At 67.3% G+C, this 21,882-nt stretch carries 6 protein-coding genes; all 6 read left to right on the forward strand.

Translation table 11 applies throughout. The features are described from left to right. Positions 1-89 precede the first annotated feature (89 nt). The 6 genes from O0S08_RS00945 (at position 90) to O0S08_RS00970 (ending at position 21,878) form a co-directional block, all read left to right on the forward strand. Entirely contained in the window at positions 90-3,974 is a 3,885-nt protein-coding gene (locus O0S08_RS00945; protein WP_269037037.1) for a tetratricopeptide repeat protein, read from the forward strand. 32 nt (positions 3,975-4,006) lie between these two features. Continuing rightward, positions 4,007-5,476: a tetratricopeptide repeat protein gene (locus O0S08_RS00950; RefSeq protein ID WP_269037038.1), complete on the forward strand. Its 1,470-nt coding sequence runs from the start codon at positions 4,007-4,009 to the stop codon at positions 5,474-5,476. A 225-nt stretch (positions 5,477-5,701) separates the two neighbouring features. Next, a complete protein-coding gene (locus O0S08_RS00955; protein ID WP_269037039.1) occupies positions 5,702-5,980 on the forward strand; it encodes a hypothetical protein in 279 nt (92 codons plus the stop codon). 121 nt (positions 5,981-6,101) lie between these two features. Next, positions 6,102-8,204 carry an AgmX/PglI C-terminal domain-containing protein gene (locus O0S08_RS00960; RefSeq protein WP_269037040.1) on the forward strand — a complete coding sequence of 701 codons (2,103 nt, stop codon included), beginning with the start codon at positions 6,102-6,104 and terminating at the stop codon, positions 8,202-8,204. A gap of 435 nt (positions 8,205-8,639) precedes the next feature. Beyond that, the gene (locus tag O0S08_RS00965) at positions 8,640-9,443 is read left to right on the forward strand and encodes a tetratricopeptide repeat protein (RefSeq protein ID WP_269037042.1); all 804 of its coding nucleotides are present in this window, start codon (positions 8,640-8,642) and stop codon (positions 9,441-9,443) included. A 273-nt stretch (positions 9,444-9,716) separates the two neighbouring features. Continuing rightward, the gene (locus O0S08_RS00970; protein WP_269037043.1) at positions 9,717-21,878 is read left to right on the forward strand and encodes a tetratricopeptide repeat protein; all 12,162 of its coding nucleotides are present in this window, start codon (positions 9,717-9,719) and stop codon (positions 21,876-21,878) included. The last annotated feature ends 4 nt before the right edge of the window (positions 21,879-21,882 follow it).

Below are 21,882 nucleotides of genomic sequence, written 5' to 3' on the forward strand. Positions count from 1 at the left end.
GCGAGGTCATGCGCGCGACCTCGCCGGCGTTTGACAAGAGCCAGCAACAAGGCCGGGTCCCGTGGACCCGCCATCTGAGGTAGAGGTCCATGAAGCCACACAGCCATCCCCGCAAGTTTCGCAAGCTGAACATCCTGAGCGGAGTCGGTCTCGCGGTGGTCGTCTTCGCCGCCGCGGCTCCTGCCAGCGCGCAGGCCCCGGCGGAGGGCGGCGCCGAGGCGAACAGTGCCGTCAAGTACAACCGCAAGTCCGGCAAGGTCCGCACCAAGGACACGCTCGACACGAAGTTCAAGGAAGAGCAAGAGAAGCAGCAGAAGGAGACGAAGCGCCGCGTCGAGATGATGGAAGGCAGCTCGTTTGCGAAGAAGCGCGCCGCGGTCGCCCAGGAGATCGCCGACACGCAGATCGAGCAGCTCAAGCGCCTCCTCAACGCGACCGACAAGTCTCACCCGGACTACCCGGACCTGCTGTACCGCCTGTCGGACCACTTCCTCGAGAAGAAGGCGTACTTCGAGACCCAGTCCGGCGCGCTCTACGACCCGATCTTCCAGGCTGAAGAGGCCAAGCAGAAGGGCAAGGCGGACCAGCTCAAGGCCAAGCAGGCCAAGTTCGACGCGTCGGCCAAGGCCGCGAGCGAGCAGGCGGTGAAGCTGTACAAGGCCCTCGTCACCGATCCGGGCCTCAGCAAGTACAAGCGCCTCGACGAGGCGCTGTACTTCTACGCGTTCGAGCTCGGCCAGCTCAAGCGCGAGCAGGAGATGAAGGACGCGTACATCCGGCTGATCCAGGACTACCCGAACAGCCAGTACATCCCCAACGCGTACCTCAGCTTCGCCGACTACTACTTCAATCAGAGCAAGATCGGCGACGCCCTCCAGCTGTACGAGAAGGTCATCACCTTCAAGGACAGCCCGGTCTACGCCTACGCGCTCTACAAGATGGCGTGGTGCCACCTGAACCCGGTCGGCACCGCGGACCCGCGCTACGACCTCAGCCTCGACTTCTTCGTCAAGACGATCACCGCGACCCTCGAGGGCCGCGCCGGCAGCGAGGCCAACGCCAAGCAGCTGCGCCGCGACGCCCGTCGCGACCTCGTCCGCGCCTTCGTCATGGCCGGCAAGCCGTCCAAGGCGTGGGAGTTCTTCCAGAAGGTCGGCGACGGCCCGAAGGAAGACGAGAACATGTCCCGCAAGATGATGGAGCTGCTCGCGGTCCAGTACTTCGGGCAGGGCATGTACACCGAGTCGACGTACACCTACCACAAGCTGCAGGAGCTGTTCCCCGACGACGCGCAGACCTGTGAGTGGCAGGGCCGCGTCGTCATCAACGCGCTGGCGACCGACAACAAGGAGTTCCAGTGGACCGAGACGGCGCGTCTTGGCGAGTACTGGGACAAGTTCAAGAACGGCTCGCAGAAGGAGGCCGTCAAGCGCAAGTGCCGGGACGAGACGCTCGACACGATGAAGCAGATGGCCACCGTGTGGCACGACGAGGCCGAGAAGACCAAGAACGAGGCCACGTACGCGCTGGCCGAGAAGGCCTACGAGGGCTTCCTCAAGACCTTCCCGAAGGACAAGGACTCGTACGAGATCCAGATGTACTACGCGGAGCTCCTGTGGGCCCGCGCCAGCTCGCTCATCGGTGACAAGAAGACCAAGCCCGACGGCCTCACCAAGTTCCGTCGCGCGCACGACGAGTTCGTCAAGGTCCTCGAGATCAACCCCGACGGCAAGTTCACGCAGGACGCTGCCTACGCGCAGATGCTCGCGATGAAGAACGCCCTCGAGTACGACGAGACGGGCGGCCAGGCCAAGTCCTGCAAGACGAACGCCGAGGGCGTGTGCGTCTACAAGGACAAGGAGAAGAAGAAGAAGACCAAGACCGACGAGAACACCAAGGGCGATCAGAGTCTGACGTACCCGGAGTCCGACTACTCCGAGGACGAGAAGAAGATGATCGAGGCGTACGACATCTACCAGAAGTACGTCAAAGACCCGAAGGACCCCGAGCTGCCCAAGATCGTCTACCACCGGGCGAAGCTCATGATGGTGCACAACAAGTTCCAGGAGGCGCGCCCGCTCCTGGAGGAGATGGTCGTCAAGTTCGACGGCTCCATCTACGCCGCTTGGTGCTCCGAGATGCTCCTCGACATTCTGACGATCCGCTGGATCGACAAGAATCTGACGCCCGAGGAGGCGATCAAGGCCTCGGACGACCTCGAGACCTGGTCCAAGAAGATGCAGAAGATGAAGGTCTACACGCATCCGGAGGCCGAAGAGCTCAAGGAGGCGATCCCGCGGCTGCTGGCCGGCATCGGCTGGAAGAAGGGCATGACCTACCTCGAGGCCGGCCGTAAGGGCGATCCGGACGGCTACCGCAAGTGCGCCGAGCAGTTCATCGCCATCTACAACGAGTACGGCGACGCCCACGAGAAGGCCTCGACGCTGATCTGGAACGCGGCCGAGTGCTACGAGGCGGCCTTCCTGCTCGGTCAGTCGGTCCGCTTCCGCAAGATCCTGCTCGAGAAGTTCCCGAACAGCGAGCACTACCAGAAGACCCTGTCGAACCTCGCCGGCAACTACCAGGCCATCGCGATGTACGACAAGGCCGCGCAGCACATGGAGCTGTACGCGGAGAAGTACATCAAGGACAAGCAGTCGCCCGACTACCTGCGCAACGCCTACCTGTTCCGCCTCGGCCTCGGCCAGGACGAGCAGGCCAGCGCCGACCTGTCGAAGTACGAGGGTCTCTACCGCAAGGACAACCCGGAGCTCGCGGCCAAGATCTTCTGGTCGAAGCACGACATCCTCAAGACCGAGGAAGAGAAGCTCAAGCACGCCGAGGAGTACCTCAAGATCTACGGCAAGAACGGCGGCCTCGACCGTCGCATCGTCGCCGAGGCCACCATCGGCCAGATCTTGTGGCGCCAGTCGTGCGCCGAGGGCCTGCTCTACGACTCGTGCATCACCATCAAGCGCAAGAAGGCCCAGGCCGGCGACAAGGCTCGCGCCGCCGCCGAGGCGTTGAAGAAGAAGGTCAAGAAGGGCACCGAGAAGAAGGGCGCCGCCGCTTCGACCAAGAAGCAGGAGATCCCGGAGTACTGCGGCTCCGCGACGTCCGGCATCATCACGGTCCACTCCCGTAACAAGAAGAAGGCGGACGAGGCCCAGAAGTACTTCGACAGCGTCCTCAAGATGGCGAAGAACAAGATCAACGTGCCCGAGGAGGACCGCGACCGGCGCGAGGACTTCGCCAACGCCGTCGCCATGTCCGGCGTGTACAAGGCCGACCGCGGTTACGAGGAGTACCTCAAGATCGAGATGCCGGGCGGCCTGAGCTTCTTCGTCGAAGAGTGGAAGAAGGACGCTGGCCTGCCGAAGTGGGAGAAGGAGTACAAGGAGCAGGTCGCGAAGAAGGCCGACTCGACCAAGCGCTTCCTCGAGTTCTACGAGAAGAAGACCAAGCAGGGTCAGGCGCTGCAGGCCCAGTACGACGGTATCGTCGGCGCCAAGCAGAGCCCGTACTGGATGCTCGCCGCCGCCGCCCGTTCGGCCATGGTCTCGCAGAACTACGCCGACCAGCTCTACCGCGCCGAGGTGCCGAAGGAGTTCAAGACCGAGGATCAGGCCTACGCCTTCTGCGACGAGCTCGGCGACCGCGCCCAGCCGATCCAGGAGGACGCGGTGAAGAAGTTCTCGTTCTGCCTCGAGCGGTCGACGACCTTCCAGTTCTTCAACGAGTTCTCTCGTCTGTGCGAGGAGGAGCTCCAGCAGCGCGAGCCGGACAAGTACCCGGCCACCGAGGAGATCTTCGGCATCTCCCAGTACACCGCGAGCCGCCCCGACCGCGTCGACGTGCAGCTCGACCTCGAGGGTGAGAAGCGCAAGCCCTCCGTGGGCGCCGCCGCGGAGAAGCCCGCCGAGAAGGCCGATGAGAAGGCCGACGACAAGGGCGACGACGAGGACAGCGAGTGAGGCCGGCAGGAGCCAGCAAAGGAGCGACCACCATGCGTAACCTGATCAAGATCGCAAGCATCGGCGCCCTGGCTGTCGCATTGACGGCCTGCGGAAAGAACAAGACCGGCACCGAGAACCCGGACGGCGGCGGCGGTGGCGGTGGCGGCGGCGGCGGCGGCGGACCCACCGGGCCCGCGCCGGCCGAAGCCTCCAAGGAGGCGAAGAACGACTTCGCCGAGGCCGTGAAGACCTACAACGCGGCCAAGAGCGACGGCAAGCTCAGCGGCGACGAGTGCGAGCGCGTCGCGGGCGCGTTCCAGAAGGTCTACAAGACCCACGGCGTGCAGATGGCGCTGGCGCAGTTCAACTCGGGTGTCGTCCTCGAGGAGTGCGGCCAGGCCGACAAGGCCGAAGGCGTCTACTCCCAGCTCATCTCCCAGGCGCCCAAGTTCGACCTCGCCTACAACAACCTCGGCGTCATCTACTGGAAGAAGGGCCAGGAGTCGAAGGCCCTCGACATGTTCAAGAAGGGCGTCGAGGCCAACAAGCTGTCGGCCCGCGCCGCCCGTAACAACGTCGCCGGCCTGCTGCGTAACCAGTACGTCGGCAACACCGACGTCAACGCCTTCAACGAGGCGGAGAAGTCGATCCAGGGCGTGCTCGCCCTCGACTCCGGCAACCAGGCCGCCTACGAGAACCTCGCGCGCATCTACTACGACCGCGGTCACAGCAAGGACAAGTCGTACCTGGTGCTCGCGAACCTCGTGGTGACCCAGGGCGTCCGCGTGCTCAAGAACGAGGGCCGCGAGTCCGCCGACCTGTACAACATCCAGGGCCTGCTCCTGCTCGAGCGTCAGGACCAGGTCAACGCCCTCAAGGCGTTCAAGGAGTCGGTGCGGGTCGAGGCCAACCACGTCGAGGCGAACCTCAACATCGGCTTCATCTCGATCCGCTTCCGCGACTACGCCACCGCCGAGAAGGCGTTCGAGATCGCCCTGAAGGACTCTCGTCAGGCCAAGAACACCGAGGCGCACCTCGCTCTCGGCGTCGCGCAGCGCGGCCTGAAGAAGTTCAAGGAGGCCGAGGGCTCGTACAACAAGGCGCTCAAGCTCAACGCCTCCGATCCGCGCCCGCTCTACAACCTCGGCGTGCTGTACCAGGACCACATCAGCACGCAGGACACCGTCGACACGGCGCAGAACGAGAAGCTCATCAACGTCGCCAAGGGCCACTACAACAAGTTCATCGAGGCGGTGAAGAGCGACAAGAAGTGGAGTCAGCAGGTCCTGCTGGCCAAGGACCGCATCGCCACCATCGATGAGACCATCGCCTTCAACCGCGTCTCCGAGGAGATGATGAAGAAGGCCAAGGAGCTCGAGGCGCAGGCGAAGAAGGCGGAAGAGGAAGAGCGCAAGCGACTCCTCGATCTCGAGAAGCAGGCCGAGGCCGCCGAGGCCGCGGGCGGTGCTCCCGCTCCGGCCGCAGGCGCAGCGCCCGCGGGTGGCACGCCTCCGAAGTAATCGGGAGCTCGTCATCCGCGCATGAGGGGCGGCCGGACGGCCGCCCCTTTTTGCTTGGTTCCGCGGGTCGCTCCGCGGGCCGGAGCGATCTCGCAGCCGAAGCCGTCTGCTCCCTTGTTCGCGCTCTCCGGCCGCCGCACCACAATCGCCGGGCGTTTACAAGGCTGGCCCGAGCGAGGTATGGTGCGTGAAGGTCCCAGGGGGACCGCTCCACGAGGTTTCACCATGCGGCTCGCTCTGATCACTCTGCTGACCACTCTCTTCGCCTCGACCACCGCTTTCGCGGCGCCGGCCAGTGACCAGGACGCCGACAGCGCGGCCAACAAGGGCAAGGGCGGCAGCGGCACCACGGTCTACGACTTCGACGACGACAACGTCGACGGCGAGCTGCTCTCGCCCGAAGGCGCCAACATCGCCTCCCGTGGCCGCACCAAGCACGCCAGCCTCATCACCATCCGGCCGCACTTCATCCCCGAGCTCATCAAGATGGCCAACGATGTGTGATCCGGGCCCAGGGTCCGTGCTTTCACTCACGTTTCTTTTTTGAACAATCTCCCGAACCCCGGGAACCGCCACCGAAGCCCGCTGTCTCTGCCCGCGCAATCCGCCGGACCGAGGACCGAACATGTCCACCAAGACGCTCGCTATCAAAGTCTTTTACGGCGATCAGCTCGTCGACACCCAGACGCTGACGCAGGATGTCATCAAGATCGGCAAGCTGAAGAGCAGCCACGTTTGCCTTGATGACGAGGCCGTGGCCCGCATGCACGCCGTGATCGAGGTGTCCGGCGAAGAGGTGCGGGTGATCGATCTCGGGAGCGCGGCGGGGACCGTGCTCAACGGCCAGCGGATCGACAAGAACGCGGTGCTGCACGACGGCGACGCCCTGAACTTCGGGCCGTACCGGCTCGAGGTCGGCTTCGCGAAGCAGCAGGTCGCGGCCGCGCCGGCGCCGGCGCAGGTGGCCGCGCCCGTGGCCGTGGCGGCGGCTGCGGTGGCGGCGGCGCCGCTCGCTGCGGCGCCGATGGCGACGCGGGCGCCGATCCAGATCGACCTGAGCGAGGTCGAAGTTCAGAGCGGCTCGCGGGTGGCCGAGGTCGTGGCGATGTACGGCTCGACGGTGCTCGACGTGCAGCACGTCGGCCAGCTGAAGAACCGCAAGTCGCAGGCGCCGATCTTCCTCGCCATCGGCGGGGCGATGCTGGTCGCCGGCGCGGCGGTGTTCTTCAGCGACGTGAACCAGGACTGGCCCGGCTACGGCAAGAAGGTCCAGGAGTCGATCGAGCAGGGTACGCCGCGGCCGACCCCGCCCGGAAACGGTCTGGCGGCGATCGGCATGCTGCTGGCGATCGCGGGCCTCGTGCCGTTCAGCATGGGCCTCATCCGCACCGGCGACTACGTCAACAAGAACTTCACGATCGGCGAGGGCCACGGCGCGTCGTTCCACGTGCCGCCCACCGGCCTGCCCGAGCCCAACGGCTTCCCGCTGGTCCGCGGCAGCGACCACGAGTTCGCGCTGAACTTCACGCAGAACATGAGCGGTGAGGTCACCTTCGACGGCCAGACGATCACGCTGCAGCAGCTGGTCGCCACCGGCCGCGCGGGCTCGCAGGGCTCGTCGTTCAGCTTCCCGCTGCCGCCCGGAGCGACGGCGCGGGTCAAGTACCAGGACGTCACCTTCTACGTGAACTCGGTCGCGCCGGGCGCGGTGATCAAGGGCGGCAGCGAGACCGACAAGCCGTTCTGGATCTACAACGGCGCGTCGTTCGTGGTCATCGGCAGCCTGCTGGTGCTCACGCACCTGATCCCCAACGAGGCCGGCAACCTCAGCCTCGACGAGATGATGGAAGAGAACCGCTTCGTCGGTTACCTCAACCAGCCCGACAAGCCGCCGGAGGAGGAGGAGCCGCCGCCGGAGGACATGGAGAACTCCGACGACGAGGCCGGCGGCACCGGTCAGCGCCACAAGGGCGAGGAGGGCAAGATGGGCAAGCCCACCTCGAAGAGCAAGTCGGGTCTCTACGCCATGAAGGGCCCGAAGGACGCCATCCCGCAGATGGCCCGTAACTTCGACCCCGACATGGCCGCGCGCCAGGCCGGCATCCTCGGGGTGATGAGCGCCGAGAGCGGCCACTTCCTCGCCTCGCCGTACGGCGGCGCGTTCGCGGTCGGCAACGACGACGCGGACGTGTGGGGCGGCCTCACCGGCACCGAGATCGGCGAGGCGTATGGCGTCGGCGGCCTCGGCCTGGTCGGCACCGGCCGCGGCGGCGGTGGTACCGGCGAGGGCACGATCGGCCTCGGCAACACGGGCCTCATCGGCAAGGGCGGCGGCGGCGGCACGGGCTCCGGCTACGGCCGTGGCGCAGGCGCCGGCTTCGGCGGCCGCGGCACCCGCGTCCCCACCGTTCGCCAGGCCAAGGCCGAGGTCCAGGGCGCGCTCGACAAGGACATCATCCGCCGCATCGTCCGCGCGCACATCAACGAGGTCCGCTACTGCTACAACCAGGCGCTCGCCCGCGATCCGAACGCCAAGGGCCGTGTCGCTGTCCAGTTCACCATCGGCGGCACCGGCAAGGTGCCCACCGCGGTCGTCCAGGAGAGCACGATGAAGGACCCGGCCGTGGGCTCCTGCATCGCCCAGGCGGTCAAGCGCTGGACCTTCCCCAAGCCCGAAGGCGGCGGCTCGGTCATCGTCTCGTACCCGTTCGTCCTCGAGCCGGGTTGATCGGCGGGCTGTCCCGAGGGACAGCCAGTCTCAAAAGCCAGGAGGCCCGGTGCACGCCGGGCCTTCGGCGTTTAAGGACCGCCGCGTCTCTGGAGATCTGTCAGCGAGATCGCCCGGCGCCTGCATCGGGCTCGCGTCAACTCACAACCTGCCTGATTGCTGTGTACGCTAGGCGTTCGTCCGCCTCGGCGCGTGTGGCGCGTTTTCGCGCATGGCGCTCACGACACGTCGCGAGCGCCGAGAAATGGCGCGAACGTTCGCGCCGACGTGCAACCTTGTCACCAGATGCCCCGCCCGTTATCATCCGCACGCGATCCGGAAAGGTCTCTGATGCGTCGTCTCTCCCCTCTGGCCGCTCTCGTCGTCTCCTGCGCTGTCCTCCTCCCGGCCTGCAACGGCCTGGCGAGCCGTAACCGAGTCCAGGCGATCAATCGGATGAACGAAGGCATCCAACTGTTCGACCGCAACAACACCGCCGGCGCCGAGAAGGCGATCCAGGACGCCATTCAGCTCGATCCGACCTACGCGGCCGCGCACCACACCCTGGGTCAGATCTACAAGAAGCAGAACAAGCTGGTCGACGCCGAGAAGGCGTTCACGGGCGCCATCGAGAACATGAAGGCCGAGCCGCAGGCCGAGTACTGGTACGACATCGGCGCGGTGCAGCAGGCCCAGGGCGAGGCCGACGGCGTGTCTTCCTCGGAGCGCGAGACCAAGTTCAACGCCGCGATCAACTCGTTCCAGGAGGCGCTGAAGCTCGATCCGAAGATGTATCGCGCCCACTACCGCACCGGCGTGCTGTACGAGAAGCTCGATCAGCCCGAGAAGGCCGACGCCGCGTACCGCAAGACGATCGAGATCAAGCCCAGCTACAGCCCCGCGTTCGTCTCGCTCGGCAACATGTACATCGACTACGGCTTCGCCAACGTGGCGATGGCGGTGCTCGATACCGGCGCGCAGATCAACGACAAGGACGCGCGCATGTGGAACGGCCTCGGCCGCGCTCACTTCGAGCTCGGGCAGATGAAAGAGGCCATCGACGCCTACACGAAGGCCAAGGCCATCGATCCGGACGGCGCCGACGCGCTCTACGGCCTCGGCATGGCCTACGCCGAGCTCCGCCAGCGCAAGGAAGCCAAAGAGAACCTCGAGCTGTTCCTGGGCAAGGCCGGCGACGCCCGTCCCGACCTCATCAAGGCGGCGCGCGACACGGTCGCTCGCATGCAGGACGTCATCTGAGCCCGACAGCGACGGCACCCGTGAGGGCAGGGCCCTGCGGTCCTTCGGGGGCGGCTCGTCACCTCGACTTACGCGGCCCACCAGGCCCGACCTACCATCAGTTACCCCGCGGCTCCCCGCGGGTGTCCCCCGTCGTGTGCACGGTGGGCCTCCTCGGCCTGCCTGCGTTGAATCGTTCCGGACGCGTTGAACGCTCGGCGAGGTGCGTGGTATATCCGCCGTCTCCCGAGCCCGGGGTAATCCCCCGATAATGCTCAAAAAACAGGGTCTCAGATGGAAGTAACGACGCGCATCAAGTCACGGCTCACCGAGGTCTCCGAGTGGAGCGGGGTGATCGACGAATCCGAGTCGCAGGCGAGCTCCGCCGGCACGCCTCAGGCGCAGTCGGCGGCGTTCTACCACCTCGCCCAGGCCTGCGAGGGATTGCTGCTCGACAAGGCCAAGGCGATGACGTTCTACCAGACGGCCGTCAAGCGCGACCGTGAGAACCTCAAGGCCCTCGAGTCGGCGCGCAAGATCTATCAGCAGATGGCCAACCTCGAGATGGTCACCAAGCTGATGGCGCTCGAGCTGCGGGCCAATCGCGACCCCAACCGGGCCCCGGGCCTCAACTACGCCTACGGTCGGGCGCTGCTCAACCTGCGACAGATCGAGCAGGCGCGTCCGTACCTCGAGGCGGCGGCCAGCGCCGACGGCCGCGATCAAGAGTTCCAGGACCGCTTCCAGGAGTCGCTCTACGATCGGAGCAACTGGCAGTTCGCGCTGCAGAACATCTGCCTCAACCAGCTGATCGCGTTGAGCGGCCAGAGCGACCCGCTGGCCGCCAACGTCGAGAACGGTGGCCACCAGCTGTCGGCGCTCTACCTCCGCACCGCGCGGATCTTGCAGCAAGAGGCGCCCGAAGACCCGCGCCTGCTGCCGCTGCTGTTCAAGGCCCTCGACTCCGATCCGAGCAACGACGAGGCCGGCTACATCGCCGAGACTCTGCTCGCCGCCGGCGGTCACCTGCAGCACATCCAGAAGCTGCAAGACCGCCGCGCCGCGCTCGAGCGCGAGCCCGACAAGAAAGTCGCGCTGCTGCGTCAGTTCGCGTTGATCTGGCAGGTGCGCCTCAACAACGCCGACATGGCGGCGTACTTCTTCCGCCAGGCGCTCGAGTACGCCTACTCGATCGGCGCCAGCGTGCTCAAGGACGAGAACGACGCCGACTGGCACCTCGGCGCGTTCCACATGCTGACGAAGGCCGCCGAGCGCACCGGCAACTCCGAGGGCCTCGTCGAGCTGGCCGCGCGCGGCCTCCAGGTCATCACCGACCCGACCGACGCCGCGCTGCTCGCAGCCCTCGGCGGTGAGGTCGCGTGGAAGCAGCGCAACGACGTCGAGAGCGCCCGCAGCCTGCTCGCCTACGGCGTGACCCACGCGCCGCGTCACCCGCTCATCGTCGAGTTCCAGCAGCAACACGGCGCACTCGAGGCGCCGAGCAGCGACGTGGCCGAGCGTGCCGCCGCCGAGCGTGCCGAGGCCGAAGCCGCCGCTGCTCAGCGCGCCGCCGCGGAGGAGGCCGCGGCCGAGGACGCGGCGCGCGAGCGTGCTGCCGCCGAGCGGCTCGCGGCCGAGGAGGCTGCGGCCGAGCAGGCCGAGGCCGCCGAGCGTGAAGAACGCGACCGCATCGCGGCCGACCGCGCCGCCGCGGAGAAGGCCGAACGCGACCGCGCCGAGCGCGAGCGCATCGCTGCCGAGAAGGCTGCAGCCGCCGCCGAGAAGGCCGCCGCTGCCGAGAAGGCCGCCGCGGACAAGGCCGCCGCTGCCGAGAAGGCCGCCGCAGAGAAGGCCGAGCGCGAGCGCCTCGCCGCGGAGAAGGTCGCTGCCGACAAGGCCGAGCGCGAGCGCGTAGCCGCCGAGCGGGCTGCCGCCGCGGAGAAGGCCGCCGCGGAGAAGGCCGAGAAGGCCGCCGCTGTCGAGCGTGCGGCTGCCGAGAAGGCCGCCGCGGAGAAGGCCGCCGCCGACAAGATCGCCGCCGAAATCGCCGCGATCCCGGCCGAAGGCGTCGAGATGCACGGCGAGATCTTCCTCCCCGAGGAGGTCCGGATCTACAACGCCGCGCGCACCGCAGAGGCGGCCGGCGGCACCAAGGCGATCGACGCCTGGCGCGACGCGATGGGCAAGCTGCCGCAGAAGCGCTACCCGCGGACCCGCCTCAAGGAGCTGTACGGCGAGGCCGGCAAGTGGAGCAACGTCGCCGACCTGCTGAAGGACGAGCTCAAGGGCGACCCGCAGAAGGATCTCGAGCACACCAAGGCCTCGTACTGGCAGCTCCTCGACATCTACCGCGACCACCTGCGTCAGCCCGGCCTCGTGGTCACCACGCTGGCCGCGTTCGAGAAGGTGCTCGAGGACGCCGGCGACACCGAGTCGCTGCTCAAGGTCGTCGAGACCCAGCAGAACCAGTTCGAGCAGATGAAGCGCTGGCCGGACCTCATCAGCAGGATCCGCCGCCGCGCCGAGCTGACCACTGACCCGGTCGGCCGCACCGCGCTGCACCTCGAGGCCGGTCGCCTCTTCCTCGACAAGTTCAACAACCAGGCCGAGGCGATCAAGAGCTTCGAGTCGGTGCTCGAGGCCGACGAGTACAACGTCGAGGCGATCACCAAGCTCAAGGACCTCTACGCCAAGCGGCGCGACTGGGAGAAGCTCGTCCACGTCCAGCAGAAGGAGCTGACGCTGATCGAGAGCCCGGCGCAGCGCATGGAGCAGCTCCTCGACGTCGCCCGCACCGCGGTCTCGAAGATCAAGAAGAACCCGCTCTCGATCGAGCTGTGGAACCAGGTCCTGGCGATGGAGCCGACCCACCACGAGGCGCTCGAGCAGCTCGAGGGTCTCCTCGAGCGCGAGAAGGAGTGGGGCCAGCTCGCCGGCGTGCTGCGCACGCTCGCCGAGGTCGAGAGCGACCCGACCAAGAAGGCCAACTACCTCGTCAAGTTGGGCTCGAACTACAGCGACAAGCTCGACGACAACGCCAGCGCGATCAAGGCGTGGGAGCAGCTGTACCAGCTCGACTCCGAGAACCGCCGCGCCCAGGACGCCCTCAAGAAGCTCTACCTCGCCGTCGGCGACATGGAGAGCCTGCAGGAGTTCTACGCCAAGCAGGACAAGTGGGGCGAGTTCATCCGTGTGCTCGAGCGCGAGGCCGAGACCGCCGAAGGGGCGGCTCGCACCACGCTCCTGCTCAAGATCGCCGATCTGTACAAGACGCGCATGGACAAGGCCGACAAGGCCACCCGCGCCCTCGAGCGCGCGCTGTCGTTCGACGACAACAACCTCACCGTCGCGGACGCCCTGATCGACCTGTACGAGCAGGCGCACGACGAGCGGCACATCTCCGTCCCGCTGAAGATCCAGCTCAACCACAGCGAGGATCCGGCGCAGCGGCAGGCGCTGCTGCGGCGCCTCGCCGAGCTGGCCGAGCGCATCAGCCAGGACGAGGCGCTGGCGTTCAGCTACTACCGCCAGGCCTTCACCGAGGACCACACGCAGGCCGACACGCGCGAGCACCTGTTCCGCCTCGGCGAGTCGATCGGCGCCTGGACCGAGCAGATCGAGTCGCTGCGCGCCGCGATCGAGAAGTACGGCACCGACCCCGACAGCATCCCGCTGCGGCTCAAGCTGGCCGAGATCTACGAGAAGCGCTCGAGCGACCTCGAGGCGGCCCTCGCCGCCAACCAGGCGATCCTCGAGATCAACGCCGAGGAGCAGACCGCGCTCGCCTCGCTCGAGCGGCTGTACCTCGCGCTCGGCCGTGAGGAGGACCTGCTCAACGTCCTCCGCACCCAGCTCTCGCTCGCCGGCAACGACGACGACCGCCGCGCGATCCAGACCCGGATCGGCAGCATCCACGAGCAGCTCGGCCACGTCGATCAGGCCGTCACCGCCTACGAGGCCGTGCTCGCCACCGGCGTCGAGGACCCGACCGTGCTCGCCGCCCTCGACCGCCTCTACCTCGGTCAGGGCAAGTGGACCGAGCTCGCCGACATCCTCCGGCGCGAGCTCGAGGTCACCGCGCCCGACGAGGTCGAGGCCCGCGCGACCTTGCTGCTCCGCCTCGGCATCGTCCAGCAGGACAAGCTGAACTCGGCGCCCGACGCGGTCGACCTGTTCCGCCAGGTCCTCGACGTCGACGCCGCCAACGAGGAGGCGCGCAAGCGGCTCGAGGGGTACCTCGAGGACGAGGCGCTCAAGACCACGGTGGCCGGCATCCTGCTCCCGGTCTACGAGCGCCTGCTCGACTGGCCGAAGATGGTCCAGACGCTCGAGATCCAGGTCGCCGCGGCCGGGACCGTCGACGAGCGCGTGAACCTGCTGCTGCAGATCGGCGGCATCCTCGCCAACAGCATCGGCAACACCACGGCGGCGTTCGACGCCTACAGCCGCGCGTTCCGTCAGGACCCGCGCAACGAGGCCGCGCAGGTCGAGCTCGAGAAGCTCGCCCACCTCGAGAACCGCTACGCCGACTACGCCGCGCTGTTCGAGGAGGCGGTCGCCGGCGACCTGCCGAGCGAGCTGCAGCGCACCCTGCTGATGCGCCTGGCCAACCTGTACGACCAGCGCCTCGGCAACGCGCCCAAGGCGATCGAGAACTTCAAGCGCGCGCTCGAGGTCGACGCCGACAACGTCGAGGCCCTCGAGGCGCTCGAGAAGCTCTACAGCCGCGACCAGAACTGGGGCGAGCTGCTCGGCGTCTATCGCAGCCAGATCCCGCTGACCAGCGACGGCGAGAAGCGCCAGGAGCTGCGGTTCCGCATCGCCTACCTGCAGGACGAGATGCTCGGCCAGAAGGAGGAGGCGATCGCGACCTACAACGAGATCCTCGCCGACGACTTCGAGAACCTGCAGGCGATCGTCGCCCTCGACCGGCTCTACCTCGCGCGCGGCGCGTGGGTCGAGCTGGCCGAGAACCTCGAGCGCCAGCTGACGCTGTCGTCCGATCCGGACAAGCAGATCGAGCTCAACCTCCGCCTCGGCGACCTCCGCCTCACCAAGCTCGAGCAGGCCGGCCAGGCCGTCGAGACCTACCACCGCGTGCTCGCGCTCGACGCCGGCAACGCCACCGCCCTCGGCGCCCTCGAGACGCTGCTGACCAACGAGCAGCAGCAGCTCACCGTCGCCCGCACCCTCGAGCCGTTCTACCGCGTCAACAACAACTGGCCGCGGCTGATCCAGGCGTACGAGATCATGGTGACGCACGCCTCCGAGGCCGAGGAGAAGATCGGCCTGCTGCACCGGATCGCCGAGCTCTACGAGATCGCCGGCGAGGAGCAGGGCAAGGCGTTCGACGCCCTCGGTCGCGCCTTCAAGGTCGACCCGAGCAACGCTACCACGCAAGAGCGGCTCGAGACGCTGGCCCGCCAGCTCGAGGACTACCCGCGCCTCGTCGCCCTCTACGACGAGTCGATCCCCGACATCGTCGACGACGCGCTCATCATCCGCTTGCTGGTGAAGATCGCCCAGATCTACGAGCTTGTGATCGAGGACCCGGCCAAGGCCGCCTCGAGCTACGAGCGGATCCTGGGCGTCGACCCCGGCAACTTCGAGGCCGTCGACGCGCTCATCAACCTCCACCTCAAGAACTCGAACTTCGGCGCGTTGGTCGAGGCGGTGGTGCGCAAGTCGGAGATGGTCACCGAGGTCGCCGACCGCAAGGCGCTCCTCCTCTACGCCGCGCAGACGCGCGAGACGGCGATGGAGGATCCGGCCGGCGCGATCACCCTGTACCAGCAGGTCCTCGCGCTCGACGACGCCGACGCCGCGGCGCTCGACGCCCTCGCCAAGCTGTTCACGCAGACCGAGGCGTGGGAGAACCTCAAGGACATCTACCGCCGCAAGACCGAGCTGGCGGAGACGCCCGAGCACCGGCGCTACTGGCTGCACCAGCTCGGCCCGATCTACGACGAGAAGCTCAAGGACGTCGAGCAAGCGATCGAGACCTACCGCGCGATCCTCGACCTCGAGCCGGCCGACTACGACGCCATCCAGGCGCTCGACCGCCTCTACGGTCAGGCCGAGCGCTGGCAGGACCAGCTCGGGATCCTCGAGCGGGCCGTCGAGGTCGCGCCGCAGCGCGACGAGAAGACCGCGCTGCGCCACCGGATCGGCGGGCTCTACGAGACCCAGCTGGCCGACATCGTCCGCGCCGTCGAGGCCTACCGCGACACCCTCGCGCACGCCCCCGACCACGCGCCGACGATCGCCGCGCTCGACCGCATCGTCCACGGCGAGGACCAGCCGATGCTGGCCGCCGAGGTGCTGGCGCCGTTCTACAACCAGCTCGCCGAGTGGGAGAAGCTGGTCGACATCTACGAGGTGATGGTCAAGCAGGTGCAGGATCCGGCGCAGCAGATCGAGCTGCTGCACCAGATCGCCGCGATCCACGAGCGGCAGCTGCAGCAGTTCGAGCAGGCGTTCGCCGCCTACGCCCGCGCGCTGGTGATCGAGCCGACCCACGAGGCCACTCTGGGTCAGCTCCACCGCCTCGCCGAGGTCACGGGCGACCACGAGAAGCTCGCCGGCCTGCTGGCCGACCAGGCCGCCACGATCCCCGATCCGGCGACCAAGGTGGGCATGCTGCACCGCCTCGCGATCGTGCTCGAGACCAAGCTGGGCCGCATCGACGACGCGATCGAGCGCTACCTCTCGATCCTCGAGATCGACAACGAGAACCGCGAGGCGATCGCCCAGCTCGACCGGATCTACAGCGGCCTCGAGCGCTGGCAGCCGCTGGTCGACAACCTGCGCCGGCAGATCGGCATCACCGCGGACGAGCAGGAGATCATCGCCCTGCAGTACCGCATGGGCCAGATCTACCAGGGCAACATCAAGGACCTGCCGAAGGCCATCGAGGCCTACCGGACGATCCTCGAGATCGACCCCGACAGCTCGGCCACGCAGGCGACGCTCGAGCTCATCTTCGCCGAGGGCGAGCACCAGAGCGAGATCGCCTCGATCCTCGAGCCGCTGTATCAGGCGTCGCGCAACTGGGACGCGCTGATCAAGCTGGCGGACGTCAAACTCAACGCCACCGCGGACACCGCGGAGCGGCTGCAGATCATCGAGAACACCGCGCAGATCTGCGAGCAGCAGCTGGGCGACGCCGGCCAGGCCTACTACTGGTGGCTGCGCGCGTACATGGACGATCCGCTGAGCGAGCGCGTCGCCGAGGAGATCGAGCGCCTCGCCGAGCTCACCCAGGAGTGGGGCTACATCGTCGACGTCGGCGAGCAGATCCTCGAGAACCAGGGCCTGTCGCAGGACGCCCGGGTGGCGGTGCTCAGCCGTTCGGGCCAGGTCCTCGAGACCAAGCTCGACGACCGCGCGCGGGCCATCGAGGTCTACAACCGCTTGCTCGCGCTGGTGCCCGACCACGCCGAGGGGCTGCAGGCGCTCGACCGCCTGTACACCCAGACCGGCCGCTGGGAGGAGCTCGCCGAGATCCTGCAGCGCCGGATCCAGGCGACCATGGACGGCGAGATCCTCGTCGACCTCGAGATGCGCCTCGCCGCCGCCTTCGAGCAGTGGCTGGCCAACCCCGAGGCGGCGATCGCCGCCTACAACCGCGCCCTCGACATCGACGGCAACAACATCCGCGCCCTCGAGCGGCTCGAGGCCCTGTACCTCAGCGCCGCCCGCTGGGAGGACCTGTACAAGACGTACGAGCGGACGGCGGCGATCGCCAACACCGACGAGGACACCGCGGCCTGCTACCAGCGCATGGCGAAGATCGCGGCCGAGGCCCTCGGTCGGGAGGAGAACGCCGTCGACCTGTGGGGCAAGGTGCTCGAGCTGCGCGGCGAGGACCCGCTCGCGCTGGGCGAGCTGGCCGTGCTGCACGAGCGCTCGCAGCGGTGGGAGGATCTCGCCGAGGTGCTCGAGCGGCAGGTGTTCGCGGTCGAGGACCCGAGCCAGAAGGTCGCCATCTACCAGCAGCTGGCCCACGTCTACGGCGACAAGCTCGGCAAGGAGCGCAACAGCCTCGACGCCTGGCTCAACGCCCGCGAGCTCAACGGCCGCGACATCGAGACGCTGACCGCGCTCCACGCGATCTACCAGCGTAACGAGTCGTGGGTCGAGCTCAACGACGTGCTGTCGAACCTGATCGCGCTCGGCCCGGGCGTCCTCGGCACGGAGCAGCTCCGGGCCTACTACGCCCAGGTCGGCCGGATCCAGGCCGAGTACCTCATGGACACCCAGGCCGCGATCGCTGCCTGGCGCCATGTCCTCGAGCTCGAGCCCAACAGCCTCGAGGCTCTGGCGGCGCTCGAGCGCCTGCACAGCAGCGAGGCCAGCTGGGACGAGGTCATCCGCGTCCTCGAGAAGAAGCGCAAGGTCGTCGAGTCGACGCCCGAGAAGATCGACGTGCTCATGCAGATCGCCGCGATCTGGGAGCAGCAGCTCGGCAACAAGACCGAGGCGGCCGGCGCCTACCTCGAGATCCTCGACCTCGACCAGGCCTACATGCCGGCCCACGAGGCGCTGGAGACCATCTACCGCGAGACCGAGGCGTGGGGCGAGCTCATCGAGCTCTACCTGCGGCAGGTCGAGATCTTCGACGACGCCAAGTTCAAGGTCTCGACCTACCAGAAGATGGCCAAGGTCTTCGAGGAGAACCAGGGCGACCCGGACAACGCCTTCGAGGTCCTCAAGTACGCGTTCAACATCGACTACGCCAACGAGGACACCTCGCGCGAGCTCGAGCGCCTCGCCACCCAGGCCAACAAGTGGGGCGAGCTGCTCAACGAGTACAACGGCATCGTCCGCTCGATCCCCGACAAGAGCGAGCAGGCCGAGCTGTGGGTGAAGATCGGCCGCTGGTACGGCGAGCACCTCAACCGCGTCGACTACGGCCTCAAGTCGCTCGAGGAGGCGTTGAAGCTCAACGCCAACAACATCAACGCGCTGCGCGAACAGGCCGGCTTCTACCGCCGGGCGATGAACAACGTCGAGCTGGCCAAGACGCTGGCGCGGATCGTCCCGCTCGAGACCGACCCGAACATCCAGGTCCGCACGCTGACGCAGCTGGCGGAGGTCCAGGACGGCGGGCTCGGCGACATCCCGGCGGCGATCGAGAGCTACCGCAAGGTGCTCGAGATCGACGGCGAGAACATCAACGCCCTCGACGCGCTGGCCCGGCTCCACCAGAACCAGGGTCAGTGGCAGGACCTGGTCGGCGTGCTCGAGCGGCGCGTCGGCACCCTCGACGAGCCGGAGCAAGTCATCGCCCTGCGCAAGCGCATCGGCGGGGTGCAGGAGGGCCAGCTCGGCGACGCTGCGGCGGCGATCGAGACCTACCGAACCATCGTCGACAGCGAGCCGGGTGACCGCGAGGCCCTGGCCGCGCTCGAGCGCCTGTACCTGGCGGGCGGCAGCGTCCCGCAGTACCTCGGCGTCCTCGAGGCCGAGCTCGACACCACCACCGTGCGCGACGAGCAGATCGCGATCTACGACCGCATGGCGGCCGCGCACGTCAACCTGGCGCAGGACCCGGCGCGGGCGGCCGAGGCGTTGGAGAAGATCCTCCTCCTCGACAAGTACCGCGACCCGACCTACCGCCAGCTCGAGGACCTGTACACCAGGCTCGAGAAGTGGACCGAGCTGGTCGAGACCTATCGCAACCACATCGCGGTCACCACGGCGCCCGCCGCCAAGGTCGACCTGCTGGTGGCGATGGCGCAGGTCTACGAGAAGCAGATCCAGGACATCGACCGCGCGATCGAGACCTACAGCGAGATCCTCGAGCTGAACCCGCAGCACTTCGACTCTGCGGTCACGCTCGCTCGCCTGCAGGAGCAGATCGAGGATTGGCCGGCCGCGCTCAAGACGTTGGCGCGCCTGGTCGAGCTGTCGCGCGACCCGCCGGTCCGCGTGCAGCACCTGACCCGCATGGGCCAGGTCTACCAGGAGAAGCTGGGCCAGCTCGACGAGGCCGAGCGGCGCCTGACCCAGGCGACCGAGATCGACCCGGGCTACGTGCCGGCGATCGTCAGCCTGGCGGAGCTGTACAAGGGCCGGCGCGACTGGCTCAAGGCGGCCCGCAACCTCGAGGCGGCGTTCGGCTACTCGAACACCAAGCTCGAGAAGATCGCGCTCGCGGCCGAGGCCGGCTTCATCTACTACGAGGAGCTCGAGAACAAGGAGAAGGCCGTCGCGCTGTTCGCCGAGGTGCTCAAGCTCGATCCGGAGCACGTCAAGGTCGGCCGCGTGATCGGCCAGATCTACTACGACGAGGGTCGCTTCGCCGACGCCGACCCGATCTTCGACGTCCTCACCCGCAAGGCCGACCAGCTCGGGCTCGGCGACCAGGACCAGCGCGACCTCTACCTGCGAGCGGCGAAGGTCGCCCGCAAGCTGGGCAACAGCGACAAGGCCCTGAAGCAGTTCAAGCGCGCCTACGACATCGACGCGACCAACCGCGAGGTGCTCGTCGGCATGGCCGACCTGCTGTTCGAGAAGGAGGACTGGGAGAAGGCGTTCAAGCTGTACCAGACGATCCTGGTCCAGCACCGCGACACCCAGAGCTCGTCCGAGACGGTGCTCGTCTACTACCGCCTCGGCATGATCAAGAAGCGGCAGAACGAGCCGCGGAAGGCGCTCAACTACCTCGAGAAGGCGCTCGAGGTGGACCCGCACGACCTCGCCACCCTGAACGCGGTCATCGAGCTGCAGACGGGCGCGGGCGACTGGGAGGGCGTCATCCAGGCCAAGCGGGCCATGATCGACGTGGCCGCCACCGGCGAGGAGCAGGCGGCGATCTACAACGAGATCGGCAAGCTGTACCTCGAGAAGCTCGGGAACTGGCAGAAGGCGGCGGCGGCCTACCAGAACGCCCTCGACCTGCAGCCGAAGGACTACCCGCTGCTGCACACGTTGCTGGACATCTACACCCGCAACAAGCAGTGGGAGGAGTCGATCCGGATCATCGACCGCATCGTCGAGATCGAGAAGGACCCGAAGCGGCGCTCGAAGTACAACTACACCGCCGCGGTGCTGCTCCGCGACGAGCTCAAGGCCCACGACGAGTCGATCGACCGCTTCAACTCGGTGCTCGACGACGACCCGGCGTACCTGAAGGCGTTCCAGGCGATCGACGCGATGGTCACCAAGTCGAAGGACTGGAAGACCCTCGAGCGGTCGTACCGGAAGATGCTGAAGCGGCTCCCGGCCGACGGCATGGGCGACCTGAAGATCACCCTGTGGTCGAACCTCGCGGAGATCTACCGGACGCGCCTGAAGGACTTCAAGGCGGCCACCGCGGCCTTCGAAGTGGCGGCCAAGCTCGACCCGGACAACACCGAGCGGCACTACCTGCTGGCCGAGCTCTACGAGGCGCTCATGCAGGAGAACCCGCAGGAGTACGCCACGCAGGCGGTCAAGGAGCACCAGATCCTCATCGCCCAGGAGCCCTTCCGGTACGAGAGCTACCACGCGCTCTTCAACATCTACCGGAAGAGCAACCAGTTCGATAAGGCCTACTGCCTCGCGCGGACGCTGGTGTTCCTCAAGCAGGCCACGCCCGAGGAGCAGCAGATCCACGACAAGTACGCGACGAACGAGTTCCGGCAGGCGCGTCAGCGGCTCTCGGAGGAGATCCTCCGCCGCCACGTGTTCCACCCGGACGAGGACCTGTACCTCACCGGCATCCTCGGCTCGATCGCCCCGGCGATCGCGGCCTGGCGCGCCAACCCGCTGCCCGCGTACCTCAAGCCCAACGAGCGCACGGACATCAACACCGACCCCTCGCCGGTGTCGCGCATGGCGAAGTACGTCATGCAGCTGCTCAACGTCGGTCAGCCGGACCTCTACCTCCGGCCGGAAGACCCGGGCGACGTCTCGCTGCTCAACGCGCAGCGCGACGGTCGCGTCCACCCGACGATGGTCGTGTTCCAGAACCTGCTCAAGGGCAAGAACGAGAAGCACCTCGCCTTCGCCCTCGGCCGGTACATGTCCGACCTCTACCTGCCGCACTACGCCTACGTCGCGCTCGACCGCTCGCCGCAGAACCTCAAGCAGGTGTTCCTCGCCTGCATGCACATGTGCGACATGGAGACCGGCGGCAACCGCCAGGAGCTCGACCAGATCGCCCGCGAGATCCTGTCGCGCCTCCCGGCCAACGCCCGCGACCAGATGCGCAGCCTCATGCGCCGCTTCGTCGAGGCCGGCGGCTCCACCGACGTCAAGAAGTGGGCCCTCGGCACCGAGATCACCGCCTATCGCATCGGCTTCCTGCTGTGCGACGACCTCATCACCGCCGCGCACCTGATCTCCCAGGAGCAGGCCGCGTTCGGCTCGTCGATGACGCCGAAGGACAAGATCAAGGAGCTGGTCCTCTACAGCATCAGCGAGGACTACTTCAAGGCGCGCAAGGGCATCGGCGTCTCGGTCGCGTAACACC

This window comes from Nannocystis punicea (genome assembly GCF_026965555.1).
Taxonomy (GTDB): Bacteria; Myxococcota_A; Polyangia; order Nannocystales; family Nannocystaceae; genus Nannocystis; species Nannocystis punicea.

Excerpts from the sequence above, each read along its gene's own strand:
- O0S08_RS00950 (WP_269037038.1), top strand. The coding sequence starts at position 4,007 with ATGCGTAACCTGATCAAGATCGCAAGCATCGGCGCCCTGGCTGTCGCA.
- O0S08_RS00960 (WP_269037040.1), top strand. The coding sequence starts at position 6,102 with ATGTCCACCAAGACGCTCGCTATCAAAGTCTTTTACGGCGATCAGCTC.
- O0S08_RS00965 (WP_269037042.1), top strand. The coding sequence starts at position 8,640 with ATGAACGAAGGCATCCAACTGTTCGACCGCAACAACACCGCCGGCGCC.
- O0S08_RS00955 (WP_269037039.1), top strand. The coding sequence starts at position 5,702 with ATGCGGCTCGCTCTGATCACTCTGCTGACCACTCTCTTCGCCTCGACC.
- O0S08_RS00945 (WP_269037037.1), top strand. The coding sequence starts at position 90 with ATGAAGCCACACAGCCATCCCCGCAAGTTTCGCAAGCTGAACATCCTG.
- O0S08_RS00970 (WP_269037043.1), top strand. The coding sequence starts at position 9,717 with ATGGAAGTAACGACGCGCATCAAGTCACGGCTCACCGAGGTCTCCGAG.